This window comes from Ensifer sp. BR816 (assembly GCF_000378985.1).
Taxonomy (GTDB): Bacteria; Pseudomonadota; Alphaproteobacteria; order Rhizobiales; family Rhizobiaceae; genus Sinorhizobium.
In genome coordinates this window covers 2,080,071-2,103,146 of sequence record NZ_KB905370.1, presented here as the reverse complement: position 1 = coordinate 2,103,146, position 23,076 = coordinate 2,080,071, and the positions used below count along the sequence as shown (strand labels likewise).

Genomic DNA, 23,076 nt, shown 5'->3' with positions numbered 1-23,076 from the left:
TCAGTTCCCTTGAGCCTCGAGAAGTTCCTTCAGTTCGGCGGTGCGCTTTCGGGTTAGGTCCGCGAGGCACCCCGAAACCAGCATCGGCTCCATCGAGCCACCCCGCGCCTCGAACCCCGCGAGCTCGCACTGGCCGTCGCGATAGCCGATCCAGGATCGCTGCGCCTTCTTCAAGGCGTCGACGGCGCCGACATAGGCGGCGTCGAGATCACCGAGCTCCTTGTCAGTCTTCTGCATCGCGTCGACGGCCTTGCGGTAGACTTTGTTGAGTTCCGTATCAGCCGCCTGGTACTCCTGATCGGCGCAGATGTTCAGATCCATCTGCGTCTCTGCCTTTTGGCAGTCCACCTCAGGCTGGTCCTGGGCGGACGCAGAAATCGCGAATATCAGCAAGAGGCCGATGGCAGGAGCGGCTGCCCTCATAGCTTGCCCATCACCTGCTGGCGGAAGCCGAAAACCTCACGCTTGCCGGAAAGCGGGATCAGCGTGACCTGCCGGGTCTGGCCGGGTTCGAAGCGCACGGCCGTGCCGGCCGGAATATCGAGCCGCTTGCCGCGCGCTGCGTCACGATCGAAGATCAGTCCGGGGTTCGTTTCCGCGAAATGATAGTGGCTGCCGACCTGCACGGGCCGGTCACCGGAGTTGGAAACCTCGATGGTCACGGTATCGAGGCCGGCGTTGAGTTCGATGTCGCCCGCGGCTGCGATGATCTCGCCTGGAATCATGCTCGTGTCCCCTTAAGCGGCCTTATCCGGCGCACAGCCTTCCGGCTTCAGCACGCGCTCCGTGGAGGCCGGATATTTCTTCAGCATTGCCGCCGGGCGCACCGGGCGGCGAACCAGTTCGCCGCTGCAGTTCGGGCAGATCCCGCGCAGTTTCGTCTCCACGCAATCGCTGCAGAAAGTGCATTCGAACGTACAGATCATCGCCTCCCGGCCCTCGGGCGGCAGGTCGCGGTCGCAGCACTCGCAGTTCGGGCGCAGGCTCAGCATCGTGGTCTCCTATCGGATCGGTTCATGAACGGTGACGAGCTTCGTGCCGTCCGGAAAGGTCGCCTCGATCTGGATGTCGTGGATCATTTCCGGGATGCCTTCCATCACCTGAGCACGGGTCAGCACATGCGCGCCGGCCTCCATCAGTTCGGCAACGGAGCGGCCGTCGCGCGCCCCTTCGACGACGAAATCGGTGATGAGCGCGATCGCCTCCGGATGGTTGAGCTTGACGCCGCGCTCCAGCCGCCGCCGCGCGACCATCGCCGCCATGGAAATCAACAGCTTGTCTTTTTCGCGCGGGGTGAGATTCATGCGTCGCTATCCAGATTGATTGCGGGATCAGAGAGTCCAGACTTTCGGCACAGATGCGTCCTTACGCAAGTGCGAAATGAGCGGCACGAGGATTTTTCTAAGCTCGAAACCATCGGCAGCGACGACACGAGCGACGAGCTTGTCACGGTCGCCGACCCTGTAGTGGCTGACACCCGCCCGCACGACCGGTGCGAGCAATCCGCGCAGTTTCGAGAGCATCGCCTCGCAATCCGGCGCGGCATAGAGGAGGGTGGCGAAGGCGGTTGCGCCGCCAAGTGTTGCCGGCCTGGCCGCAAGCCTTGCAACGTCATCGGCAAGCGCCAGGTTCTCCGCATGCACCAGCCTGCCGCCGCTCCTCACCCGCCAGCGATCGCGAAACAGACCAGCCTGCACCGTCTCGCCCATCGCCTTGCGGCCGAGGAGCACCGCCTCCACCGCAAGGAACCGCGCATCGGGCGCCAAGTCGACCTCGAGCGAGCGCGACAGCGAGGCGCGGTCGAAGAGGATCGTTTCCTGCGGCAGCCAGTCGACGCGGCTTCCGGCCGCGACCGATATGCGCGTAGCGATATCGGCCGTGCCCGCGCTCGCCTTGTAGATCTTCTCGCAGGCCTGCGTCGTCAGCGTCAGATCGGTCCCCTCGCCGGCTTCGAAACCCCATTCGAGCCGGTCGCCGCCGGTGACGCCGCCCGAGGAGTTGATGAGCACCGCTTCCATGGAGGCATCGAAGGTCTTCGGCAAGCGGATCTTGGCGCAGCCTTCCTGATAGAGCTCGGCGATGCGCGTGCGTCCGCGTTCGGACTTGGCAACAAGCCGCCCTTTTCCCCACGCCCTTTGCGGAGCGATGATTGCCGCGTCATTCAAGGTGTTCAAATAATCCCTGCCGGCACGCCCCTGCGACGTGCACGTGATGCGGTATCGTCCAAAATGGCACGATTAAAGTCAAGTCACTGTTTCGCAAGCACAATCCGCCCCGCCCAAGGAACTCTGCGGACCGGCCAACTTGAACGCACAGGCTGCGGGATAACCAAAAGGAAGGCGCCGGTTTGCGGCGCCCTCCCCACGACGATTTTGGCACGCGCCATCCTAGGCCTGGGCGAACTCCAGCAAGTCCTTGTTCAACTGCTCTTTGTGAGTATCCGTGATGCCGTGCGGGGCGCCCGGATAGACCTTCAGTTCCGCATGCGGGATGAGTTTCTTCGAGGCCCGCGCGGCAGCGTCGATCGGCACGATCTGGTCGTCGTCGCCGTGGATGATGAGGGTCGGCACGTCGAACTTCTTCAGATCCTCGGTGAAGTCGGTCTGCGAGAAGGCGACGATCGAATCATAGGTATTCTTGTGGCCCCCCGTCATACCCTGCAGCCAGAAGCTGTCGATCATCCCCTGCGAAGGCTTCGCGCCCGGCCGGTTGAAACCGAAAAAGGGGCCTGAAGCGATGTCCTTATAGAGCTGCGAGCGGTCGGCGACGCTTGCTGCCTGCAGGCCGTCGAACACATCCTTGGGCAGGCCGCCGGGGTTCTCCTCGGTCTTGACCATCAGCGGCGGCACCGCGGAGATCAAGCCAGCCTTGGCGACGCGGCTGGTGCCGTGACGACCGATATAGCGGGTGATCTCGCCGCCGCCGGTGGAGAAGCCGGCCAGGAAGATATCCTTCAGATCCAGTTGCTTGATCAAATCGGCAAGGTCGTCGGCATAGTGGTCCATATCGTTGCCTTCCCAGGGCTGGCTGGAGCGGCCGTGGCCGCGGCGATCATGGGTCACGACGCGGAAGCCGTTATTGGCCAGATGGAAGGCCTGGGATTCCCAGCTGTCGGACGACAGCGGCCAGCCGTGGCTGAGGATGACAACCGGGCCGTCCTTCGGACCCCAGTCCTTGTAATAGATTTCAACGCCGTCGCGAGTGGTGATCCTGCTTCCCATGGTCCTTACTCCTTCCGTGGTTGATGGCTTTACTTTATCCGCTGCGGCGACCGGCTGCGAGACAGAGAGCACGGCAGCCGCGCTGGCAGCGCCGAGTGCTCCCGTCAGCATCTCCCTCCTGGAAACGGTGGCTGTACTGTCCTGAACCTTCGTCATCGAATTGTCCCTTTGCTATTAAATCGAGCACGATATAAATCAACAAACAATTTTCATTGCTGTCAATTAAATCGTGCACGATGTTTACCGAACGCAATTCGCGGTGTCAATACCTTGCGATTATATCGCGAGCGATTTATTATCGTCTGCAGAACCTGGAACTGGCCATGGCAAAGACAGACACCTCCTCCCCCGAAGAGTTGATGAAACTCGATAATTTCCTGTGCTTTGCGATCTACTCCGCGAATCACGCATTCACGCGCGTCTACAAGCCGCTGCTCGACGAGTTGGACCTCACCTATCCGCAATATCTCGTAATGGTCGTTCTATGGGAAAAGGACGATCAAACCGTTGGCAGTCTCGGCGAAAGGCTCTTCCTGGAATCGAGTACGCTCACGCCCATGCTGAAGCGTCTCGAGGCGATGGGATATATTTCGCGGGTTCGCGACCGCGCCGATGAGCGCCAGGTGCGCGTGTGCTTGACCGAGACGGGCCTCACGCTCAAGGAAAAGGCCAGCGCCGTTCCTCGTGGCATCATCGAAGCGACAGGAATGGAGCCCGCCGAGATCGGCCGGCTCAAGCAGGAAGTCGCAGCACTCCGCACCTTGCTGTTGCGGTAGCAGCCGAGCGGATCCCTCGCCTAGAGCAATTCCAGGAAAAGTGTGTAACGGTTTTCCGTCCGGAATTGCGTCGTTTCAGAGAGTTAGATCATTTCACTGTTTCAACGAAACTGTGAAATGATCTAAATACCGAGGACAACCGCCCCTCCGGCCAACCCCGCACCGGCCGCCGTCAACAGCAGCTTTTCCCCGCGGACGAAGGGTCTCGCTTTGTGCGCCAGCGAAAGCGAAAGCGGGATCGTCGCTGCCGACGAGTTGCCGTGGTCCTTGATGGTGCGCACGGTCCTCGAGGGGTCGATGCCGAGATTGTCGCAAACCGCATCGAATATCCGGACATTCGCCTGGTGCGGCACGAAGCGGCTCACTTCCGCCGGGCCGATGCCTGCACCGGCGAGCGCACGTGTTGCGCACGCCGACATCATTTCGACGGCGCGGACAAACACCTCCCGCCCGTCGCGCATCGTCATCAGCACGTCCTCGGCCGGCATGCCGGACGCGAAGGGCCGGTTGCTGCCGCCGGCGGGGATCGTGATCAGATCGTAGCCGCTTCCGTCCGACGCAAGGTCGACACCGAGCACGCCCTTCTCCGGATCGCCTGAGGGCGCGACGACGACGGCGCCCGCCGCGTCGGCAAAGAGCACCGCGCTTGCCCTTTCCTTCGGGTTGATGCGACGGCTCAGGATGTTGGCGGCAACGACGAGGACCGGCTTGCCCTGCGCGCGGACGAACCCGTCTGCGAGCGTCAGCGCATAGAGGAAGCCCGAGCAAGCGCCGGCCAGGTCGATCGCACCGGAATTGCCAAGCCCGAGGCGATGGGCGAGCAACGGCGCCGAGGGCGGCAAGAGGTGGTCGGGCGTCGAGGTCGCAAGCAGCGTCAAGGCGATGTCGTTCCGCGAGACCCCCGCATCCTGAAGCGCCGCCTCGCCGGCTTTGGCCGCCAGGCCGCTCAGCGTATCGCCGTCCCCAACCCAGCGCCGCGCCCGGATGCCGGTGCGGCGCTCGATCCAACCCGACTCAAGGCCAAGCTGCGCCTCGATTTCCGCGTTGTCGACGCGGCGCGCCGGCACGGAATGGCCGAAGCCGGCAAGACGGGATGACCGGACGATGCTCATAGCCGACCCGCCGCAAAGGCCGATGCCGCCTCGTCGATCGCGTCATAGGCGCGATCGAGATCGGCCTCGGTGACGCAATAGGGCGGCATCAGGTAGATGACGTTGCCGAGGGGGCGGATCAACAGCTTGCGCTCGCGAAAGAAGGCCCTGAGCCGGGGTCCGACATCCGAAAGATAGCCGCCCGCCGGCACGGAAAGGTCGAGCGCCGCGATCGTGCCGGCCTGGCGAACATTGCTGATGCGCGAATCCGCCGAGAACCGTTGCAGGCGTCGCCGCTGGTTTGCGGCAAGCGCTTCGATGCGCCCGCTGACCGGCTCCCTTTTCCAGACCGCGAGATTGGCGACAGCCGCCGCGCAGGCGATCGGGTTGGCGGTATAGGAGCTGGAATGGAAGAACGTCCGGCGCCGGTCCGCCGAGAGGTGCGCGTCGAATATCTCGGCCGTGCAAAGCGTCGCCGCCAACGGCAGCGCGCCGCCGGTCAAGCCCTTCGACGTGCACAGGACATCGGGCGCGATGCCCGCCTGTTCGCAGGCGAACAGGCTGCCGGTGCGGCCCCAGCCCGTCATCACCTCATCGGCAATCAGCAGGCTGCCATGCCGTTCGGCAATGCGCTTCAATTCGGCAAGGACGAAGGCCGGATAGATCTTCATCCCACCGGCGCCAAGTACAAGGGGCTCGACGAGCAGCGCCGCCACCTGACCGGAGGCGCAGAAGGCCTCGAACGCGTCGAGCGTCTCCTGTTCGCGACCGGCCTCCGGGAACGGCACCCGATCGACGGCGAAGAGAAGCGGCTCGTAGGCCGCATTGAAGACGCCGCGCTCACCGGCCGACATCGTGCCGATCGTGTCGCCGTGGTAGCCGTGTTCCATGACGCAGATGCGGCGACGTGGCGAACCGATGTTGTGGAAGTAGCCAAGCGCCATTTTCAGCGCCACCTCCACGGCGGTCGAACCGCTGTCGGAATAGAAGACGTGCTTCAGGCCGGTGGGCGCGATCTCGATCAGGCCCCTGGCCAATTCTTCCGCCGGTGCATGGGTGTATTCGGCAAAGATCACCTGGTCATAGGTTTCCGCGGCGCACCGGATCGCCTCCATGATCGCGGGATGCCGATGGCCGTGGGTAATCACCCACCAGGAGGAGATCGCATCGAGAACGGGCGCGCCATCCTCGTCGATCAGGTAGGCGCCCTCGGTTCGGACGATGCGTTTCATCGCCGGTTCCAGCGCGTGCTGGGTGAAGGGATGCCAGACGGGAGAGCCTGTCATGCTGACACCTCGCGGAACTGGTCCAGTTCGAAACACTCGCGGAAGGTCTGCCGCAGGCCATCCGGCGTCAACGGATCGAGCCGTGGCAATCGCCCGAGCATCCGGACGCCTCCCAGTTCCGCGATCGTCCTTTGCGTGTCCGCTTGCTCGTCGCCGATGAAGGCAACGCCAAGGACCGGGATCGACCGGACGCGCAGCGCTTCGAGCGAGAGCAGCGTGTGATTGATGGTGCCCAATCCGGTGCGCGCGCAAAGGACGACGGGAATCCGCCAGCCCTGGAAAACGTCGGCAAAGACCGTCCGCTCCGTCAGCGGCACCAGGAGCCCGCCTGCCCCTTCGATGACGAGCGGCGCCTCGGTCCGAGGCGGCGAAAGCGTGTCCGGCAGGATCGTGACGCCGTCGAGCCTGGCGGCGAGATGCGGCGATGCCGGGGTGGCGAGCCTGTAGGCCTCCGGCAGGATGCGGCAGGGCTCTAACCGGCCGAGCCGTTCGACGGTCTCGCTGTCCGTTTCGCCGTCAAGCCCGGATTGCACCGGCTTCCAGTAGCAGCCGGCAAGGGCATCGGTGAGCGCGGCGGCGAAGACCGTTTTGCCGATGCCCGTGTCCGTGCCCGTAACCACGATCCGAGTCGTCATCATCGTTCCTCCGCCATCGCGAGCTTCAACCGGTCCAGCATCCGCGCGATCGCCGGTCGGTCGACATTCAGGGTGATCGCGATCCTCAGCCGCGCCGTCCCCTCGGGGACCGTCGGCGGCCGGATCGCCCGGATGTCAAAGCCCTCGATGCGCAGGCGCTCGGCAATCCTCACGGCACGCGCATTGTCGCCGATCGTCACCGGCAGGATTTGCGATCCGCTGCCTCCGACGCCAAGCGCTGCAGCGAGCGCTTCATTGGCGAAAGCCCTGAGGTCATCGAAGTCCGTCCGGCGCTGTGGTTCGTCCGCGGCGATCCTCAACGCCTCGCGAACGGCGGCCGCCGTGAGCGGCGACGGCGCGGTGGAATAGATGAAGCCGCGGGCACGGTTGACGAGATAGTCGCAAAGGATCCGGTCGGCGCCGAGCAATGCGCCGGAGACGCCGAGCGCCTTGCCGCATGTATGCAGCACCACGACATTCTCCCGGCCCTTGAGCGCCGCCGAAAGCCCGTGCCCGCCGGGGCCGAAGACACCTGTGGCATGAGCCTCGTCGATGACCAGAAAGCCGTCGTGACGGTCTGCGAGCGCGGCAAGCTCCATCAGAGGCGCCCGGTCGCCGTCCATCGAATAGAGGCTTTCGACCGCAATCCACGGATGTCCCGTCCCACCGGCGCGGCGCCACGCATTGATGGCGTCGGCAAAGGCGTCGACGTCATTGTGCGTTGCCGCGACCGCCCGTGCCTTGCTCGCGGCGATGCCCTCATGAGCGCTCGCATGGATCAATGCGTCGTGGACGATGAGGTCGCCGCGCTGCGGCAGGGCCGAAAACAGCGCAACATTGGCCGCATAGCCGCTGCCGACGAATAGCACTCGATCGGCGCCGAAGAAGTCGGCCGCCTCCGCCTCCAGCGCCTCGTGCTCCGGATGATTGCCGCGCAGCAGCCGCGACCCGCCGGCGCCGACCGGGACGCCGCGGTCGAGTGCCGACAGGATCGCCGACTTCAGGCGCGGCGAGTGGGCGAGTGCCAGATAGTCGTTGGAGGTAAAATCGACGCCACCCTGGGCGACAAGCGCCCGTCGCCGCCCCTTGCGTTCGAGCCCTGTCAGCGTTTTTTGATAGCGGCGGATGCCGGCGGCGATCATTCGGCCGGCTCCGTCTCCGCCGGCTGAAATGCCATCGGCTCCAGCCCGAGGCGGCGAAACAGTGCCGCGTCGTGGTCTTCGCCGGGATTGTCGGCGGTCAGCAATGTCTCGCCGACGAAGATCGAGTTCGCCCCGGCGAAGAAACAGAGCGCCTGCATCTCGTCGGACATGTCCGTGCGACCCGCCGAAAGGCGGAGATGAGATTGCGGCATCAGGATCCGGGCGAGCGCGATCGTGCGGACGAAGTCGATCGGATCGACCGGCGGCGCATCGGCGAGCTTCGAGCCGGGAATCGGGATCAGCATGTTGATCGGCACGCTTTCCGGTGCGGCCGGAAGATTGGCGAGCGTCACCAACATCGAGATGCGGTCATCGACCGTTTCGCCCATGCCCAATATCCCGCCGGCACAGACCTTGATGCCCGCCCCGCGGACATTGTCGAGTGTCTCCAGCCGATCGGCAAAAGTGCGGGTCGTAATGATCTCGCGGTAGTAGCGCTCCGAGGTATCGACATTGTGATTGTAGTAATCGAGCCCGGCATGGGCGAGCCGCTCCGACTGGGCGGGCGACAGCATACCGAGCGTCATGCAGGTTTCCATTCCGAGGGCTTTCACACCGCGAACCATGGCGACGATCGCCTCCATGTCGCGCTCCTTCGGGCTGCGCCAGGCGGCGCCCATGCAGTAGCGCGTCGCGCCGCCGTCCTTGGCCTTGCGCGCCTCCGCGATGACCCGCTCGACCTCCATCAGCTTCGACGCCTTGAGGCCGGTCGGGTAATGCGCCGACTGGCTGCAATAGCCGCAGTCCTCCGCGCAGCCACCGGTCTTGATCGACAGCAGCCGGCTCATCTGCACGGCGTTCGGATCGAAATGCGTGCGATGGACAGTCTGGGCGCGGAACAGGAGATCGTTGAAAGGCAAATTATAGATTTTTTTCGCCTCGACGAGACTCCAACATGTTTCGCCGGCACCGGAGCGGGCCGGGTTCGCTCCATACTCTATGCTCATATCCCGCATTCGTGCCTGTCCCCTCTGTTCACGATCATCGATATAGATAGAATCAGATATTATCTATAATTTGATGTTCGAGGGGGAAGCAACCGCCTATCGGGATTCTTCACACCGATATCCCCGCAGGCTAGACCTTGGAGCCCGCCATGCTTGCCATCCCCGCCGACAGCGGTTCTGGCCATGTGCACAAAAATTAAGGCCCGGCGCTTGCACGCCGGGCCCGCTGACGCTGTCAAAGCGCCGGAACGAAACTATTCGTTCTGGAAGTAGCTGTACTTGCCGTCTTCACCCTTCTTCCAGGTGTACATGACGTAGTCCGGACGGGTGATGTCGCCCTTTTCGTCATAGCCGAGCTCGCCGATCGCGGTCTTGAACGGACCCTTGGCCTTGATCGCTTCGGCAACGGCCTGCGCGTCGTTGCCGCCGGCAGCCTTGGCGGCGTCAGCGACCACCTGCAGCGCAGCATAGGAATACAGCGTGTAAGCTTCCGGTTCGAAGCCGGCGGCGCGGAACTTCTCGACGAGTTCCTTGGAAGCCGGGTTCTTGCGCGGATCCGGCGCGAAGGTCATCAGCGTGCCGTCGACCGCGTCACCGGCGATCGAAGCGAGTTCGTTCGAAACGATGCCGTCGCCCGACATGAAGGTTGCCTTCAGGCCCTGGTCCTTCATCTGACGCATGATGAGTCCGGCTTCCGTGTGCAGACCGCCGTAGTAGACGACCCCGACACCGGCTTCCTTCATCTTGGCGATCAGCGCCGAGAAGTCCTTGTCGCCGATGTTGATGCCTTCGTAGAGAGCCTCGGTGAGACCCGCTTCGTTCATCGACTTCTTGGTTTCATCGGCAAGGCCCTGGCCGTAAGGCGTCTTGTCGTGGATGACGGCGATCTTCGCGTCCTTGAAGTTGGCGGCGAGATAAGCGCCGGCAACTGCGCCCTGCTGGTCGTCACGGCCGCAGGTGCGGAAGGTGTTCCACATGCCGCGCTCGGTGAGCTGCGGGTTGGTCGCAGACGGCGTGATGACCAGGATGCCGTTCTCGGCATAGACTTCCGATGCCGGGATCGTCACACCGGAGTTGAAGTGGCCGACCACGAATTTCACACCGTCGGCAACGAACTTGTTGGCGACCGAAATGCCCTGCTTCGGGTCCGAAACGTCGTCGCCGAGGACGAGCTTGATCTGTTCCCCGTTGATGCCGCCTGCCGCGTTGATGTCCGCAGCCGCCTGCTCCGCACCTTTCTGAAGCTGGGCGCCGAATGCGGCGTTCGGGCCGGTCAGAGGACCGGCAACACCGACCAGAATATCAGCCCATGCGGTGCCGCTGAAGGCGACCATTGCTGTCAGCGCCACGGCCGACAGAAGAGACTTTTTCATTTTGTTACTCCCAAATATTCGAGCGGGTCTCGTTTCATAAAGCCAGCGCAATGCCCACCATAATTGCGCCGGTGTTCCTTCGCACCGGCCGCACCCGACCGGCACGCGCTGTTCCCTTATTTGGCCTTCCAGGAGAAAGGTGAGGTCTTCTCGTAGAGCCAGTAGTAGTTGTTCGACATCTGCTTGGTCCGGTAGTACCGGTAACCAGCGGTAGCAAACAACAAAAGGACGAGCGTGTCTACGACATAGTACTGCAGGCTGAACATGGTGCCGCCGAAAAGTGCGTGGTGCACGAAGCGGATGGCAAGTCCCAGCAGCGCCACGTAGACGAGCAGCCGCGGCACCTGTCCCCAGCTTTCGGCAACGCTTTTGCCCGTGCGCCAGGCGGTCCAGCCGCCGAGGACGCAGGTGATGAACAGAAACTGCCAGATGGAAGCTTCTTCGTAGAGAATTCCCTGCATGTCACTTAACTCCAGCGTGCATCAATGACGGCCGCCTTCGAGATAGGCCGCACGGACCTCCGGATTGGCGAGCAGGTCCTTGCCCGTTCCGCTCATCGTCACCCGTCCGTTGACGAGCACGTAGGCGCGGTCGGAGAGCTTCAGCGCCCCGAAGGCGTTCTGCTCGACGAGGAAGACCGTCAGGCCCTCTTCCTTGTTGAGCTTCTTGATCGCCTCGAAAATGCCCTTGACGATCAGCGGCGCGAGCCCGAGCGAAGGCTCGTCGAGCAGCAGCAGCTTTGGTCGGGCCATCAGCGCCCGGCCGATCGACAGCATCTGCTGTTCACCGCCGGACAGCGTCCCGCCACGTTGAGCCTGCCGCTCCTTGAGGCGCGGGAAGAGCGTGAAGACCTTTTCCACGTCCTCCTTGAAGTGCTTCAGTTCGTCGAGGCTGGCGCCCATCTGGAGGTTTTCGAGCACCGTCATGCGCGGGAAGATGCGGCGTCCCTCAGGAGACTGGGCGATCCGGAGCCGCGCGATCTCGTGAGTCGGCAGGCGCGTAATGTCCTGCCCTTCGAAGGAGATCGTCCCGGTGCGCGCCTGCGGCCTGCCGAAGATCGTCATCATCAGCGTCGACTTGCCGGCGCCGTTTGCGCCGATCAAGGAAACGATTTCCCCACGATGGACTTCGACATCGACGCCGTTCAGGGCCCGGATATTGCCGTAATAGGTCTCGACGGCTCTCACATTCAGCAGCGGAGCAGTCATGGCTGGGTGCCTCCCTGCTCGCTTTCGATTTCCTCGATCTGTTCGATCACCTCTTCAACCTCTTCGTCTTCGACGCCCAGATAGGCCGCGATGACCTTCGGATCGTTCTTCACGTAATCCGGATTGCCGTCGGAAATCTTCTGTCCGTATTCGAGCACGACCACGTGGTCGGAGATTTCCATCACCACCGACATGTCGTGCTCGATCAGCAGGATCGAAGCGCCCGTGTCGCGACGAATGGTCTGCAGCAGCTGGTTGAGGGCAAGCGACTCGCGCGGGTTGAGGCCGGCGGCGGGCTCGTCCAGGCAAAGCAACTCCGGACCGGTGCACATGGCGCGGGCGATCTCGAGCCGCCGCTGTGCGCCATAGGGCAAATCGCCTGCCGGATCGTCGGCCCGGTCGACCAGCGACGCCATTTCGAGCCAGTGCTTGGCGAGCTCGATCGCCTCCTTGGAGGCCTGGCGGTAGGCCGGTAAGCCGAGCAGTCCCAGGACCGTATAGCCGGACGCCTGCATCAGCTTGTTGTGCTGCGCCACCAGCAGATTTTCCAGGACCGTGAGCCCCGAGAACATCCGGATGTTCTGGAAAGTGCGCGCCACCTTGGCGTGCTTGGTGATTTCGAAGTCGGCCAGGCGCTCCAGCAGGTACTCCTTACCGGACCGCTGCTTCAGGGTGATCATGCCCATCGTCGGCTTGTAGAAGCCGGTGATGCAGTTGAACACCGTCGTCTTGCCGGCTCCGTTCGGCCCGATCAGCGCGGTGATGTCGCCGCGCCCGGCCTCGAAGGAGAAGTCGTTGATGGCCATCAGACCGCCGAAGCGCATCGACAGGTGCTCGACCTTGAGAATGGGGTCTTTCGTCATAGTGCTTGTCTCGAGGGCCATCAGCCGTGCCCTTCCTTAGTGAAGCTACCGGAGACCGCCTTGCGTTCGCGCAGGAAGGCAGTCGGTTCGCGCGATCCGACGAAGCCGCGCGGCTTCAGGACCATCACGATGACCATGGCCAGGCCGAAGATCAGCATGCGATAGAGTTCAGGCGTGAAGCTCTCGCCGAAGATCACCTTGAGGAAGGTCAGTTCACGCAGGATTTCGGTGCCGCCGATCATCACGATCGCTGCAATTGCGATACCCGTCAGCGAACCCATGCCGCCGAGCACGACGATAGCCAGGATGACTGCCGACTCGAGGAAGACGAAGGATTCGGGCGACACGAAACCCTGTCGCACCGCGAAGAAGGAGCCGGCAAAGCCGCCAAACATGGCGCCCGTCGCGAACGCCGTGAGCTTCGTGGTCGTCGTGTTGATGCCAAGCGAACGGCAGGCGATCTCATCCTCGCGCAGCGCTTCCCAGGCCCGGCCGACCGGCATGCGGCGCAGCCGGATCGTCACGAAGGCCGTAATCAGGCAAAGGCCCAGGATCAGATAGAACAGGAAGATCTTGTAGTAGGCCGAGGAGATCGGCAGCCCCATCAGTGCTGCAAAACCATCCTTTGAGGCATCGAACTTGATACCGAAGAGGGTCGCCTTGGCGATGCCGGACACGCCGAACGTGCCCTTCGTCACCTCGGTCCAGTTGATCAGCACGAGGCGGATGATTTCGCCGAAGGCGAGCGTCACGATCGCGAGATAGTCACCGCGCAGGCGCAGCACCGGAAATCCGAGGACCACCCCCCAGCAGGCCGCGAGAAGCCCGGCCACCGGCAACAACACCCAGAAGGACAGGCCGAAATAGCTGGACAGCAGCGCATAGGAATAGGCGCCCACCGCGTAGAAGGCCACATATCCAAGGTCGAGCAGGCCGGCGAGGCCGACGACGATGTTGAGGCCCCAGGCGAGCATCACATAGATCAGAATCTGCACGCCGAAATTGTCCACCCACTTCAGCGACCCCTGGACGCCGAACAGCGCGAGGATGATCGGCGGATAGAGCACCAGAGCGGCAATCGCGATCTTGGAGAAGTGGCGGCCGAAGAAGCCTTCCTCCTTCACCACTTCCGGCGCGGCCGCCTTGGCAGCCTTCCGCTGGGCGAGCCAAGGCTGGACATAGGCGACCATCAGGAAGCGTCCGACCATGGCGACGACCACGAAGATCGCCAGCAGGCCCCAGCGCTGGGTGAGGATCAGCTCGTTGCGGATGTTCTGGTCGGTCTTGAGCCCGACGAAGAGCACGAACAGTCCGAGCGTGATGAGCCCCGAGAAGACAGCCTCGCGCAGGGCCCGCGCCGTCAACTCAGTGCCGGCGCTTGCAGTAGTAGAAGCAACATTTGCCATGGAATTATACCTTCTCGACTTCCGGTCGTCCCAGAATACCAGACGGCTTGAAGATCAGGACGATCGCGAGAATGGAGAAGGTCGCGACATCCTTGTAGTCGATGGTGAAATAGGCCGACCACAACGACTCGATGAGACCGATCAGCAGTCCGCCGAGAACGGCGCCCGGCAGCGAGCCGATGCCCCCGAGAACGGCGGCGGTGAACGCCTTGACCCCCGGAGCAAAGCCGTCGGTAAAAACGACCACGCCGTAATACATGAGGTACATCGTGCCAGCGACGGCAGCGAGCGCCGCACCCATGATGAAGGTCACCGAGATGGTGCGGTCGACATCGACGCCGAGCAGCGCCGCCATCTTGCTGTCCTGCTCGGTGGCGCGCTGTGCGCGGCCGAGCGGCGTCCGGTTGACGATGTACCAGAAGACCGACAGCAGGATTGCGGTAATGACGACGATGATGATCTGCTTAAGCGAGACGGTAATCCCGAACAGGTCATAGACCGAGGACACGAGCGGCGGGATCGGCTTGTTGCGCGGTCCCTGCGTCACCTGGATGAAGTTCGACAGGACGATCGACATGCCGATCGCGGTAATCAGCGGCGCCAGACGGAAGGACCCGCGCAGCGGACGGTATGCCACCCGCTCGATGGTCCAGTTCCAGAATGCCGCCGTCAGCATGCCGACGATCATCATAAGCAAAAGCGCCAGTACAACTGGTACGCCTGCCATGAATGTCGTGAGAAGCAAGAAGACAATCAAAGCGGCGAAGCCGCCCAGCATGAAGATATCGCCGTGGGCGAAGTTGATCATGCCGATGATGCCGTAGACCATGGTATAACCGATCGCGATCATACCATAAATAGACCCAAGCGTCAGCCCGTTGACGAGCTGCTGGATGAAATACTCCATCAATCTTCCCCTGGACCGGATCCTGTTGGTCCGATCTCTTTTTATTAGTTTTCCTTCATGAGCGTGCTCTCAGAGGATTTCATACCTCTTTCAATTGAAAATGAAAGTCAAAAATTGCGAGGCCTGCAGATTCTTCCGCGATAAAATCGATTTGACGTTTTTCCTGCCAGAAAAATCAAAAAAATTGCAGCCTTCGCTTCGAAAATGATCAGATTTCGGCTCGGAATTGAGAAAACGGCCGTGTCTGCGTCATGAACCTATGACGAAAAAATATGACCGCCCCGGACAGTATTTTACAGTTGATTTCGCCTGATATGATCGAGATCAAGAATCGTCGGCCGTGTGGCACGAATCGACGCCGCGATGGCCCTCAGAGAACGGGACGATGCTGGAAATATTGGAGAGATCGGCGATCGCAGCCGGGCGGGCGATCATGAATGTCTACGGTGCCGGCCCGGCCGTCAGTTACAAGGCGGACACCTCGCCGGTGACCGACGCGGACCATCGCGCCGAGCGCATTATCCTTGCCGATCTAGCCTCAGCCTTTCCCGATATCCCGATCATTGCCGAGGAAGCGGTCGCCGCCGGACACGTGCCCGATATCACCGGTCAGTCGTTCTTTCTCGTCGATCCACTTGATGGGACCAAGGAATTCGTCGAGCGCAACAGCCATTTCACCGTCAATATCGGATTGATCGTAGCGGGTACTCCGGTCGCCGGCGTCGTCTATGCGCCGGCGCTTGGCGTCATCTATGGGGCAAGCAACGGGATCGCTCGAAAGGCAACGGTGGAGGACGATCGCCTCGCTGGAGCCTGGCAGCCCATCGGCTGCCGCAAATGCGGTGACCGGCCACTCGCCCTGACGAGCCGTTGGCACAACAGCGCCGAAACGCTCGCCTATATCGCCGAACACGGGATCACCGACCACGAGGCCGTCGGCTCATCGCTGAAGTTCTGCCTGCTCGCCGAGGGATATGCCGACCTCTACCCGCGTTTCAGCCGCACGATGGAGTGGGATACCGCGGCCGGTGACGCCATCCTGCGGGCCGCAGGTGGAGAAACGCGGACGGCCGGGGGAATGCCGCTTGCCTACGGAAAGCGCGAACAACCGGACGACAGCGACTTTGCCAATCCCTGGTTCATCTCGCGCGGCAAGAGGTGAGCCGCGGCGGGTAGGATCAGGGATTTCCCGGCCGGAAGGCGGCCACTATCAGGCTGCTGAGGCTGCCCTCGCTGAAAGGCTTTTCGATCCTCGGAATGTCGCGGAGATGGCTCGGCAGGGCCAGCAAATCGCCATACCCGCTGGTAAATCCAAAATTGATGCCCCGGCCGATCAACAATTCGGCAACGGCGAAGCTTGTCTCGTCGCCGAGATTGATATCGAGAACGGCGAAGTCGACCGGATGTGCCGCGACGATCTCCATCGCCTTTTCAACGCTGGTGGCGATGTGCACGCTCTTGACGCCGAGCGCATTGAGGATTTCTCCCATATCCATGGCGATGAGGAAATTATCCTCGAGAACGAGGACCGATTCGATGGCCGGCGAAATCTGACTTGTCATCTATTAGCATCCCTCGGTCTCCTCGTTCTGCCGAGAACCGACCACTTCGCGCACGCTAGGCCAGACGGACAGACGTGGCATTTAAAAAAGACATATCGCGTCCTTCGAACGACGTATTCCGCGTCAAATCAGCGGCCTCTTCAGTTCCCTTAGCCCCTCCCATCCAGCCAGGGACAACAAGCCGTCGATCTGCAGGACATTGCACCCTCCTTCGGCCCAGCGGATGAGCTTGAGCGCGGCCAGTTTCCTGAGCGTCTTGTTGGTGTGCACGATCGACAGGCCGAGCGTGTCGGCAAGATGTTGCTGGGTGATGGGAATGACGCCCCGGCCACCACGGAAAAGCTCCAGCGTCTCCGCCCTCTGATAGAGAAAAGCAACCAGATAGGCCGCCCGTTCGAGTGCCGAACGCCGGCCGATGCTCAAGAGGTTCTCGTCCAAAATGCGCTCCTCGCGGGCCGCGATCCAGGTCAGGTCGTAGGCGAGTTCCGGATAGCCCCGGTAGAGTTCGCCGAGCCTGCTTCGCTTGAACACGCACAGCGTGACCGGCGACAGCGCCTCGATCGAGTGCTGCATCTCGCCCATGAGGCTGCCCTGCAGTCCGACGATGTCGCCGGGCATCACATAGTTCAGGATCTGCCGGCGGCCGTCGTCGAGCATCTTGTAGCGGAAGCCCCAGCCGGAAAGCACGGTGAACAGATGCGCGCTCGTCTCGCCCTCGGCAAGGATCGTCCCGCCGCTTTCGACCGTTTGCTCGCCGATCTTGAAGTCCGACACAAAGGTGAGTTCTTCAGCCGTGAAGGGACGGAACACCTCGAGCGGCCGCAGGGGACAGTCCCGACACGGTATGCCTTTGCCGAACTTGCCTTCAAAAGCCATGGAATGTCTCGCGGGAGGTGAACGCACGCACTCAGCGACCGGGCAGGCGGGAGGATATTTCGAAGAAGTGTCGGCGGCCCATCCCTCATGGACTTGTGCGCCGCCGGGCCCTATCTCTCGTCGATCGTCCGTCGCAAGCAGGATTGTGAACCATGTTGTCCTTTTCCGCCATCGCCAAAAACAATGTCGCCGTCGTCACCGGCTCCGCCTCCGGCATTGGGCTTGCCGCAGCAAAATGTTTTGCCGATCGCGGCATGAAGGTCGTGCTTGCTGACCTCGCCGGCGAGCGGCTGCAGGCGGCCGCGGCGGAAGTAGCGAAGCTTGCCCCCGGCGGGGCGGCGGACGTCGCTGCAATCGCCACGGACGTCTCCCGGCCCGACGAGCTCGTCGCCCTGGCGCGGGCGACGCACGAGCGGTTCGGCCATGTGCATGTGCTGATGAACAATGCCGGCGTTCAGCCCGGCAGCTCGATGTTCGGCCCACTCGAGAACTGGGAATCGGTGCTCGGTGTCAATCTGTGGGGCGTCATCAACGGCTCGCGCATTTTCGCACCCGCCATGATCGCCCATGGCGAGCCGGCGCTGATCATCAATACCGGCTCCAAGCAGGGCATCACCACGCCGCCCGGAGATCCGGCCTACAATGTTGCGAAGGCGGGCGTGAAGGTCTTCACCGAGGCGCTGCAGCACGAGCTGCGCAACACCGAGAACTGCCAGGTCAATGCGCATCTGCTGATCCCCGGCTTCGTCTACACGGCGCTGACTGCGCATGGCCGCACCGAAAAGCCGGCCGGCGCCTGGACACCCGAACAGACGGTCGATTTCATGCTGGAAAGCCTTGCCCGCGGCGATTTCTACATCCTCTGCCCCGACAATGAAGTCGAAAGGTCCACGGATGAAAAGCGCATCCTTTGGGCGGCCGGCGACATCGTCGAGAACCGCCCTCCCCTTTCCCGTTGGCACTCCGAGCACGGCGAGGCGTTCCGCTCCTTCCTCACCGGAAATCGGGATTGATCCGCAGACCGGCTTGATCGATCCTTTGGCAATGAACCGCCACGATGGCGGCAAGGAGGGCTAAGTCCGTGACCAGCGGCATTCACCACATCACGCTGATCAGTCGCAGGGTCCAGGCAAATGTCGACTTCTATGTCGGATTTCTCGGCCTGCATCTCGTCAAGCGAACCGGCGGTTTCGAGGATCCCAATCAGTTGCACCTCTTCTACGGCGATGCGTCGGGGTCGCCCGGCTCGCTCGTCTCCTTCCTGATCTGGGAGGATGGCTCACCGGGGCGCGTCGGCGCCGGCCAGCCTAGCGAGATCGCCTTCGCCGTCCCGACGCACAGCATCGGCTTCTGGCTGACGCGCGCCCTGCAATTCAATATTCAGGCAAGCGGCCCGGTACAGGAGTTCGGCGAACCGGCGCTGCGGCTCAAGGATCCGGACGGGGTGATCGTCAAGCTGGTCGGCACTGACGCGCTCGCCGAGCCGGCGCCCTGGGCGAGCCGCGACATTCCCGAATCGGATTCGATCCGCCGCCTGCGTGGGACGACCGTGCTGACCGAAAAGCCTAAGGAAACGGCGCATTTTCTTCGGAGCCATTTCGGGTATCGGGAGGCTGTGGCGACGGAAACGATCCATCGCCTCGTCTCTTCATCCGGCGACGTCGTCGACGTGCGCGACGCCACCGGCTTCTGGGCTGCCGCACCCGGCACCGGCACGATCGACCACATCGCCTTCCGCGCCCCGGACGAGGCGACCGTGCTCGCCGTGCGCGCCGACCTCGAGCAGGAACATGCCGGCGCCACCAATGCCCACGACCGGAAGTATTTCTTCTCGCTCTATGTGCGCGAGCCGGGCGGCTCGCTTTACGAGCTCGCCACCGACGGCCCCGGCTTTGCGGTCGATGAACTTCCGGACGCGCTCGGTTCAAAACTCTTCCTGCCACCGCATTTGAGCAGCGATCCGGCCGCGACCGTGGTCCGGTTGCCGCAATTCGCACTTCCCGGTGAGCCGCGGTTGACGCTCCGCGACCTGCCCTTCATCCACCGCTTCCATCATCCGGAGCGGATGAACGAGCGGACGTTCGTGCTGCTGCACGGCAGCGGCGGCAACGAGACCGACATGCTCCCCTTCGGGCACCAGCTCGATCCGCGCGCGACGCTGATGGGCGTGCGCGGCCGCAGCACCGAGGAGGGCTTTCCCCGCTGGTTCCGCCGTCTGTCGATGACCACATTCGATCAGTGCGACATCCGCTCGGAAGCGGAGGCCTTCGCCGCCTTCGTCGAGGAGGCGCGCGAGGCGTACGGGCTCGATCTCGCAAGGACCGTGTTCGTGGGCTATTCGAACGGCGCCAATCTGCTGGCGGCCGTCATGCTGCTCCATCCGGGCGTGATCAGGAATGCGGTGCTGATGCGAGCCATGGCGGCCCTCGAGGATGCGCCGAAGGCGGACCTATCGGGCACGAACGTCCTGATGCTGACGGGCAAGGACGACATCTACGGCAGGCATGCGCCGCAGTTGAAGGCGGAATTGCAGGAAAGCGGCGCGAATTTGGAGGCGGTGGACCTCGACACCGGACACGGCATCGGCCCGGAAGACGTCGCGGTGATCCGCCCGTGGTTGACCGAACAAGGCTTCTAAACCGGAAAGTCTCCGCCGGCTGGCGTCCCGGATGAGCATCGGCGCCCCAGCTCCACTTCTCCCTCGGTCGAGAAAGAGGAAGCCAGGTGACACTGGCTTCCATTATTCGCAATGGGACTCCTGCGAGCTCGCCAAATGCGACTATACAAACAGGAAGTCGCCGGAATTGAAGTTCGCGAGAGCGTTGCGCGTCGCGATATTGTCCAGTTCCGCGACGAGCACCGCGCCGCCGGCCGCACTCGCATTCGCATCGTAGTAGACGGCTGCATGACCGAGATCGGTGTTGTAGAACACGAACAATGCACCGGTCGTTATGGTGCCGTAGCCGTCGATCGTACTCTGGACCGTTGCGTTGGATACGTCTGCGTCCGTCTTCACCGCCAGTTCCGTGCCGGCTGCATTGATCGTCCCGTTGCTCCCCGATTTGAAACCGTCAACTGCCGTATTGTTGTTGCCGACGGCGAATTCAAACGTCCCGCTGCCGACGTCGAACTGAAGCCTGTCGACGAATGTGTTGCTTGTCCCGGCACTGAAGTCGTTGACATGATTGCTTGTGCCGAAGAGCTTCTGGAAGACGAAGGTATCGTTTCCTCCACCCCCGTTCAGCACATTGTTGCCAGCACTCCCGTTCAACGTGTCGTTTCCGCCCTGGCCGAACAAGGTGTCGTCTCCGCCAAGGCCGAACACCATGTCGCTGCCGCTGCCGCCATAGAGCACGTCGTCACCCGATCCTCCGCTTGGGCTGTCCGCGGTATTGCCGTTGCTGCCCGTAACGATCGTGAAAGTTTCGGTTTTTTCGTATGCCGCCCCGGCCGGGTCGCCGGTCTGTATCGCCTTCACGGTCACCGTAAATGTGCCGTTTGGTGCCAGATCCTCGGAACGCAGCGTGTTGCCGCTGATCGAGAACAAGCTGGCATGCGACTGCGAAGCAATGCTGAAGACGAATGCGCCTGCATCGGGATCGGCCGCGCTCAGAGATCCGATGAACTCGAAATTATTGAAATTGGGGGCGTCCGTCGCGACGACGGGGGTCAATTTGATGTCCGTCGGCGCCTGCCTCGGTGACGCATCGTCAGCGCCGGTGATGTCGACGCCAATCGCATGGCTGACGGTGCCGTCGAGCGAGGTGACCGTCAGCGTGTCACTGACGGTCTGGCCCGCGCTCAGCGCCTGTGTCGCCGCCCGCTCGTTGTCGAGTATATAATCCCACTCGCCCGTCGCTGCATCGAAACTGAAACTACCGTAGATGCCCGCGAGCGAGACCGGAACCTGGAACGCCGCTTCGCCGGCGTCGACATCCGAGACGCTCAGCGTGCCGGAGGCATCCGGGTCACCGAAATCTGCGATCCCCGCCTCGCTGACCGAACGATCATCGACAACAGAAGTATCGACGACGATCGCCGCCGCATCGTTGCTGCCGGTGATGTCGACGACGATCGCATGGCTGGCGGTGCCGTCCAGCGAGGTCACCGTCAGCGTGTCGCTGACCGGCTGACCGTCTTTGAGAGCCTGCGTCGCCGCCCGGCCGTTGTCGAGGATGTAGCTCCACGCGCCGGTCGCCGCGTCGAAGCTGAAGCTGCCGTAGACGCCGTCGAGCGATGCCGGCGTCCGGAACGCCGCCTCGCCGGCATCGACATCCGAAATGCTGAGCCTGCCGGAGGCATCCGGATCGCCGCTGCCGGCGGCGCCTGCCTCGACGACCGCCCGGTCGTCGGCAATGCTCGCGTCGACGACGATCGCCGCCGCATCGTTGGCACCAGTCAGCGTGAGCGACACATTCGCCTCGCTCAACGTACCATTGCCGAGCCGTATCGCGTAGACGAAGCTGTCCTTGATGGTTTCGCCGGCCGAGAGGGAATTGATATCGACGCCGGCCCCGGGAGTTCCGCTTCCGTCGCTCAGACGATATTCGATTTTCCCGTTATTGATTCTGACCCAGTTGCCGAGCAGCGTCTTCTCCCAGGCCGACGCGCCGGTCGATCCGACGTCTTTCGCGAGTAGCTCATAATCTGCGGTGATCGGATTGCCGTCGCCGTCGTCTACCGAAAAAAGGGACTTGGCTTTTCCACCGAGATCGTTCGCCATCACGTCGAGAATGATGGTGTTGCTGACCGGGTTGTAGTTCTGCAGATTGAGGATCTGGTCTTCTGACCAGACGTAGCTATCGTCCTGTGCCTGTGGAGTATTGGTGAACGAAGTCGCACTGCCGCCGCCGCTCTGCGTAGCCATTAAAGTACCTCTTAATCAAAAAGAATTATATAAAAATGACTATATCAAAATTCAGAGAGACTTTAGACCGATACCGTTCGAGGATAAAGCTCTGTGTTCCCTTAAAAAAGACGGATCAACTTGTCTCTTTGCGAATTTCTACCACATCGCCTGTAAAAGGGAAGTAGTTTTTATAGATCGCTTGATTTATCGCAGCGGAAACCCGCTGCGCCCCGCTCTAATGCGCTTTCACCGCCGCCACATATTCCGCAAAAGCCTGGACGAAGGTGCGCAGCCGCTCCCGGGTCTCTTCGTCAGTCAGTTGTCCCTGGCCGTCGAAGAGCGTCGCGGCCTTCGGCACCATCAGCCGCTTGCCCGACCAGAGCTCGGCGCCGAGCGTTCTCATCACGGAAAGCCAGGCATTTTGGCTGAGGATCGTCCCGAAATTGCCGGGCGAGGCGCCGGCGATGGCGAACGGCCGACCGCCGAACACTTTGCGAATATCGGCCGGCGGGCGGCTCAGCCAGTCGATCGCGTTCTTGAAAACGCCGGGCATCGAATTGTTGTATTCCGGCGTGAAGAGAATGACGCCGTCCGCCCCGATGATCCGCTGTTTCAGCACCTCTACCGGAGCCGGCACGCCGCTTTCGGCCTCGACGTCCCCGTCATAGAGCGGAATGCCATGCAAGGTCGCGGTCTCGAACTCGACCCCCTCGGGCGCGACCGATCTTGCAGCCGTGAGCAGGCCGGTGTTGAAGGAAGCCTTGCGCAGGCTTCCCGATATGCCGAGTAGTTTCGTCATCGATATGTGCATCCTCCGGTCTGTTCGGTCGCGAATTCCTAATTGCAAAAAACTAGGCGCGAGGAGACGAAAGGA

Annotated in this window: 25 protein-coding genes; 4 read left to right on the top strand and 21 right to left on the bottom strand. The window is 62.4% G+C overall.

Annotation, left to right across the window (positions count from 1 at the left end; all coding sequences use genetic code 11):
• The 6 genes from RHIBR816_RS0110100 to RHIBR816_RS0110075 all read right to left on the bottom strand — a co-directional run bounded on the left by RHIBR816_RS0110100 (position 1) and on the right by RHIBR816_RS0110075 (position 3,377).
• On the bottom strand, positions 1 to 423 hold the full coding sequence (locus RHIBR816_RS0110100) for a lysozyme inhibitor LprI family protein (RefSeq protein WP_018236414.1): 423 nt from the start codon (positions 421 to 423) through the stop codon (positions 1 to 3).
• The gene (locus RHIBR816_RS0110095) at positions 420 to 725 is read right to left on the bottom strand and encodes an urease subunit beta (RefSeq protein WP_018236413.1); all 306 of its coding nucleotides are present in this window, start codon (positions 723 to 725) and stop codon (positions 420 to 422) included. The genes RHIBR816_RS0110100 and RHIBR816_RS0110095 overlap by 4 nt, the downstream gene beginning before the upstream one ends.
• Positions 726 to 737: 12 nt before the next feature.
• Positions 738 to 992: a DUF1272 domain-containing protein gene (locus RHIBR816_RS0110090; protein WP_018236412.1), complete on the bottom strand. Its 255-nt coding sequence runs from the start codon at positions 990 to 992 to the stop codon at positions 738 to 740.
• Between the two features lie 9 nt (positions 993 to 1,001).
• Positions 1,002 to 1,304, bottom strand: a complete 303-nt coding sequence (locus RHIBR816_RS0110085) for an urease subunit gamma (RefSeq protein WP_018236411.1) — start codon at positions 1,302 to 1,304, stop codon at positions 1,002 to 1,004.
• A gap of 27 nt (positions 1,305 to 1,331) precedes the next feature.
• On the bottom strand, positions 1,332 to 2,165 hold the full coding sequence (locus RHIBR816_RS0110080) for an urease accessory protein UreD (protein WP_034816156.1): 834 nt from the start codon (positions 2,163 to 2,165) through the stop codon (positions 1,332 to 1,334).
• Positions 2,166 to 2,387: 222 nt separating this feature from the next.
• Positions 2,388 to 3,377: an alpha/beta fold hydrolase gene (locus RHIBR816_RS0110075; RefSeq protein ID WP_026186833.1), complete on the bottom strand. Its 990-nt coding sequence runs from the start codon at positions 3,375 to 3,377 to the stop codon at positions 2,388 to 2,390.
• A 167-nt stretch (positions 3,378 to 3,544) separates the two neighbouring features.
• Between RHIBR816_RS0110075 and RHIBR816_RS0110070 the strand changes: the two genes are divergently transcribed.
• Complete coding sequence (locus tag RHIBR816_RS0110070) at positions 3,545 to 3,997, top strand: MarR family winged helix-turn-helix transcriptional regulator (protein WP_018236408.1); 453 nt, start codon at positions 3,545 to 3,547, stop codon at positions 3,995 to 3,997.
• A 122-nt stretch (positions 3,998 to 4,119) separates the two neighbouring features.
• Here the strand turns inward: RHIBR816_RS0110070 and RHIBR816_RS0110065 are convergent, their stop codons facing one another.
• The 11 genes from RHIBR816_RS0110065 to RHIBR816_RS0110015 all read right to left on the bottom strand — a co-directional run bounded on the left by RHIBR816_RS0110065 (position 4,120) and on the right by RHIBR816_RS0110015 (position 14,915).
• Positions 4,120 to 5,109 carry a beta-ketoacyl-ACP synthase III gene (locus tag RHIBR816_RS0110065; protein WP_018236407.1) on the bottom strand — a complete coding sequence of 330 codons (990 nt, stop codon included), beginning with the start codon at positions 5,107 to 5,109 and terminating at the stop codon, positions 4,120 to 4,122.
• A complete protein-coding gene (locus RHIBR816_RS0110060) occupies positions 5,106 to 6,374 on the bottom strand; it encodes an adenosylmethionine--8-amino-7-oxononanoate transaminase (protein ID WP_018236406.1) in 1,269 nt (422 codons plus the stop codon). Before RHIBR816_RS0110060 ends, RHIBR816_RS0110065 begins: the two co-directional genes overlap by 4 nt.
• Positions 6,371 to 7,009, bottom strand: a complete 639-nt coding sequence (bioD, locus tag RHIBR816_RS0110055) for a dethiobiotin synthase (protein ID WP_026186832.1) — start codon at positions 7,007 to 7,009, stop codon at positions 6,371 to 6,373. Before bioD ends, RHIBR816_RS0110060 begins: the two co-directional genes overlap by 4 nt.
• Positions 7,009 to 8,151, bottom strand: a complete 1,143-nt coding sequence (locus RHIBR816_RS0110050; protein WP_018236404.1) for an 8-amino-7-oxononanoate synthase — start codon at positions 8,149 to 8,151, stop codon at positions 7,009 to 7,011. The genes bioD and RHIBR816_RS0110050 overlap by 1 nt, the downstream gene beginning before the upstream one ends.
• A complete protein-coding gene (gene bioB / locus RHIBR816_RS0110045) occupies positions 8,148 to 9,158 on the bottom strand; it encodes a biotin synthase BioB (protein WP_018236403.1) in 1,011 nt (336 codons plus the stop codon). Before bioB ends, RHIBR816_RS0110050 begins: the two co-directional genes overlap by 4 nt.
• Before the next feature lie 254 nt (positions 9,159 to 9,412).
• Positions 9,413 to 10,531 carry a branched-chain amino acid ABC transporter substrate-binding protein gene (locus RHIBR816_RS0110040; protein WP_018236402.1) on the bottom strand — a complete coding sequence of 373 codons (1,119 nt, stop codon included), beginning with the start codon at positions 10,529 to 10,531 and terminating at the stop codon, positions 9,413 to 9,415.
• Positions 10,532 to 10,647: 116 nt separating this feature from the next.
• A complete protein-coding gene (locus RHIBR816_RS0110035; protein WP_018236401.1) occupies positions 10,648 to 10,992 on the bottom strand; it encodes a DUF6867 family protein in 345 nt (114 codons plus the stop codon).
• Between the two features lie 21 nt (positions 10,993 to 11,013).
• Entirely contained in the window at positions 11,014 to 11,739 is a 726-nt protein-coding gene (locus RHIBR816_RS0110030; protein ID WP_018236400.1) for an ABC transporter ATP-binding protein, read from the bottom strand.
• Positions 11,736 to 12,623, bottom strand: a complete 888-nt coding sequence (locus RHIBR816_RS0110025) for an ABC transporter ATP-binding protein (RefSeq protein ID WP_018236399.1) — start codon at positions 12,621 to 12,623, stop codon at positions 11,736 to 11,738. The genes RHIBR816_RS0110030 and RHIBR816_RS0110025 overlap by 4 nt, the downstream gene beginning before the upstream one ends.
• Positions 12,623 to 14,008: a high-affinity branched-chain amino acid ABC transporter permease LivM gene (gene livM, locus RHIBR816_RS0110020; RefSeq protein ID WP_034815175.1), complete on the bottom strand. Its 1,386-nt coding sequence runs from the start codon at positions 14,006 to 14,008 to the stop codon at positions 12,623 to 12,625. The genes RHIBR816_RS0110025 and livM overlap by 1 nt, the downstream gene beginning before the upstream one ends.
• A 4-nt stretch (positions 14,009 to 14,012) precedes the next feature.
• On the bottom strand, positions 14,013 to 14,915 hold the full coding sequence (locus RHIBR816_RS0110015) for a branched-chain amino acid ABC transporter permease (protein ID WP_018236397.1): 903 nt from the start codon (positions 14,913 to 14,915) through the stop codon (positions 14,013 to 14,015).
• 385 nt (positions 14,916 to 15,300) lie between these two features.
• Between RHIBR816_RS0110015 and cysQ the strand changes: the two genes are divergently transcribed.
• Positions 15,301 to 16,077 carry a 3'(2'),5'-bisphosphate nucleotidase CysQ gene (cysQ, locus tag RHIBR816_RS0110010; protein ID WP_026186830.1) on the top strand — a complete coding sequence of 259 codons (777 nt, stop codon included), beginning with the start codon at positions 15,301 to 15,303 and terminating at the stop codon, positions 16,075 to 16,077.
• 16 nt (positions 16,078 to 16,093) lie between these two features.
• Here cysQ and RHIBR816_RS0110005 read toward each other — a convergent pair whose 3' ends face one another.
• Positions 16,094 to 16,477: a response regulator gene (locus RHIBR816_RS0110005; RefSeq protein ID WP_018236394.1), complete on the bottom strand. Its 384-nt coding sequence runs from the start codon at positions 16,475 to 16,477 to the stop codon at positions 16,094 to 16,096.
• A 123-nt stretch (positions 16,478 to 16,600) separates the two neighbouring features.
• The gene (locus RHIBR816_RS0110000) at positions 16,601 to 17,353 is read right to left on the bottom strand and encodes a Crp/Fnr family transcriptional regulator (protein ID WP_018236393.1); all 753 of its coding nucleotides are present in this window, start codon (positions 17,351 to 17,353) and stop codon (positions 16,601 to 16,603) included.
• Between the two features lie 152 nt (positions 17,354 to 17,505).
• On the opposite strand from RHIBR816_RS0110000, the gene RHIBR816_RS0109995 reads away from it, so the two are divergent.
• Together RHIBR816_RS0109995 and RHIBR816_RS0109990 are read left to right on the top strand one after the other, a co-directional pair.
• Positions 17,506 to 18,366, top strand: coding sequence for an SDR family NAD(P)-dependent oxidoreductase (locus tag RHIBR816_RS0109995; protein WP_018236392.1), 861 nt, complete (start codon positions 17,506 to 17,508; stop codon positions 18,364 to 18,366).
• 68 nt (positions 18,367 to 18,434) lie between these two features.
• Complete coding sequence (locus tag RHIBR816_RS0109990; protein WP_018236391.1) at positions 18,435 to 19,991, top strand: VOC family protein; 1,557 nt, start codon at positions 18,435 to 18,437, stop codon at positions 19,989 to 19,991.
• A gap of 141 nt (positions 19,992 to 20,132) precedes the next feature.
• On the opposite strand, the gene RHIBR816_RS0109985 is transcribed toward RHIBR816_RS0109990, so the two are convergent.
• Positions 20,133 to 22,220 carry a VCBS domain-containing protein gene (locus RHIBR816_RS0109985; RefSeq protein ID WP_018236390.1) on the bottom strand — a complete coding sequence of 696 codons (2,088 nt, stop codon included), beginning with the start codon at positions 22,218 to 22,220 and terminating at the stop codon, positions 20,133 to 20,135.
• A 217-nt stretch (positions 22,221 to 22,437) separates the two neighbouring features.
• Positions 22,438 to 23,001 (bottom strand): NADPH-dependent FMN reductase, encoded by a 564-nt coding sequence (locus tag RHIBR816_RS0109980; protein ID WP_026186829.1) that lies wholly within the window; start codon positions 22,999 to 23,001, stop codon positions 22,438 to 22,440.
• Positions 23,002 to 23,076 lie beyond the last annotated feature (75 nt).

What these genes read in the sequence shown, in the direction of transcription:
- RHIBR816_RS0110100 (WP_018236414.1), bottom strand. Translation starts at nt 423, where the DNA reads ATGAGGGCAGCCGCTCCTGCCATCGGCCTCTTGCTGATATTCGCGATT.
- RHIBR816_RS0110095 (WP_018236413.1), bottom strand. Translation starts at nt 725, where the DNA reads ATGATTCCAGGCGAGATCATCGCAGCCGCGGGCGACATCGAACTCAAC.
- RHIBR816_RS0110090 (WP_018236412.1), bottom strand. Translation starts at nt 992, where the DNA reads ATGCTGAGCCTGCGCCCGAACTGCGAGTGCTGCGACCGCGACCTGCCG.
- RHIBR816_RS0110085 (WP_018236411.1), bottom strand. Translation starts at nt 1,304, where the DNA reads ATGAATCTCACCCCGCGCGAAAAAGACAAGCTGTTGATTTCCATGGCG.
- RHIBR816_RS0110075 (WP_026186833.1), bottom strand. Translation starts at nt 3,377, where the DNA reads ATGACGAAGGTTCAGGACAGTACAGCCACCGTTTCCAGGAGGGAGATG.
- RHIBR816_RS0110070 (WP_018236408.1), top strand. Translation starts at nt 3,545, where the DNA reads ATGGCAAAGACAGACACCTCCTCCCCCGAAGAGTTGATGAAACTCGAT.
- RHIBR816_RS0110065 (WP_018236407.1), bottom strand. Translation starts at nt 5,109, where the DNA reads ATGAGCATCGTCCGGTCATCCCGTCTTGCCGGCTTCGGCCATTCCGTG.
- RHIBR816_RS0110060 (WP_018236406.1), bottom strand. Translation starts at nt 6,374, where the DNA reads ATGACAGGCTCTCCCGTCTGGCATCCCTTCACCCAGCACGCGCTGGAA.
- bioD (WP_026186832.1), bottom strand. Translation starts at nt 7,009, where the DNA reads ATGACGACTCGGATCGTGGTTACGGGCACGGACACGGGCATCGGCAAA.
- RHIBR816_RS0110050 (WP_018236404.1), bottom strand. Translation starts at nt 8,151, where the DNA reads ATGATCGCCGCCGGCATCCGCCGCTATCAAAAAACGCTGACAGGGCTC.
- bioB (WP_018236403.1), bottom strand. Translation starts at nt 9,158, where the DNA reads ATGAGCATAGAGTATGGAGCGAACCCGGCCCGCTCCGGTGCCGGCGAA.
- RHIBR816_RS0110040 (WP_018236402.1), bottom strand. Translation starts at nt 10,531, where the DNA reads ATGAAAAAGTCTCTTCTGTCGGCCGTGGCGCTGACAGCAATGGTCGCC.
- RHIBR816_RS0110035 (WP_018236401.1), bottom strand. Translation starts at nt 10,992, where the DNA reads ATGCAGGGAATTCTCTACGAAGAAGCTTCCATCTGGCAGTTTCTGTTC.
- RHIBR816_RS0110030 (WP_018236400.1), bottom strand. Translation starts at nt 11,739, where the DNA reads ATGACTGCTCCGCTGCTGAATGTGAGAGCCGTCGAGACCTATTACGGC.
- RHIBR816_RS0110025 (WP_018236399.1), bottom strand. Translation starts at nt 12,623, where the DNA reads ATGGCCCTCGAGACAAGCACTATGACGAAAGACCCCATTCTCAAGGTC.
- livM (WP_034815175.1), bottom strand. Translation starts at nt 14,008, where the DNA reads ATGGCAAATGTTGCTTCTACTACTGCAAGCGCCGGCACTGAGTTGACG.
- RHIBR816_RS0110015 (WP_018236397.1), bottom strand. Translation starts at nt 14,915, where the DNA reads ATGGAGTATTTCATCCAGCAGCTCGTCAACGGGCTGACGCTTGGGTCT.
- cysQ (WP_026186830.1), top strand. Translation starts at nt 15,301, where the DNA reads ATGCTGGAAATATTGGAGAGATCGGCGATCGCAGCCGGGCGGGCGATC.
- RHIBR816_RS0110005 (WP_018236394.1), bottom strand. Translation starts at nt 16,477, where the DNA reads ATGACAAGTCAGATTTCGCCGGCCATCGAATCGGTCCTCGTTCTCGAG.
- RHIBR816_RS0110000 (WP_018236393.1), bottom strand. Translation starts at nt 17,353, where the DNA reads ATGGCTTTTGAAGGCAAGTTCGGCAAAGGCATACCGTGTCGGGACTGT.
- RHIBR816_RS0109995 (WP_018236392.1), top strand. Translation starts at nt 17,506, where the DNA reads ATGTTGTCCTTTTCCGCCATCGCCAAAAACAATGTCGCCGTCGTCACC.
- RHIBR816_RS0109985 (WP_018236390.1), bottom strand. Translation starts at nt 22,220, where the DNA reads ATGGCTACGCAGAGCGGCGGCGGCAGTGCGACTTCGTTCACCAATACT.
- RHIBR816_RS0109980 (WP_026186829.1), bottom strand. Translation starts at nt 23,001, where the DNA reads ATGACGAAACTACTCGGCATATCGGGAAGCCTGCGCAAGGCTTCCTTC.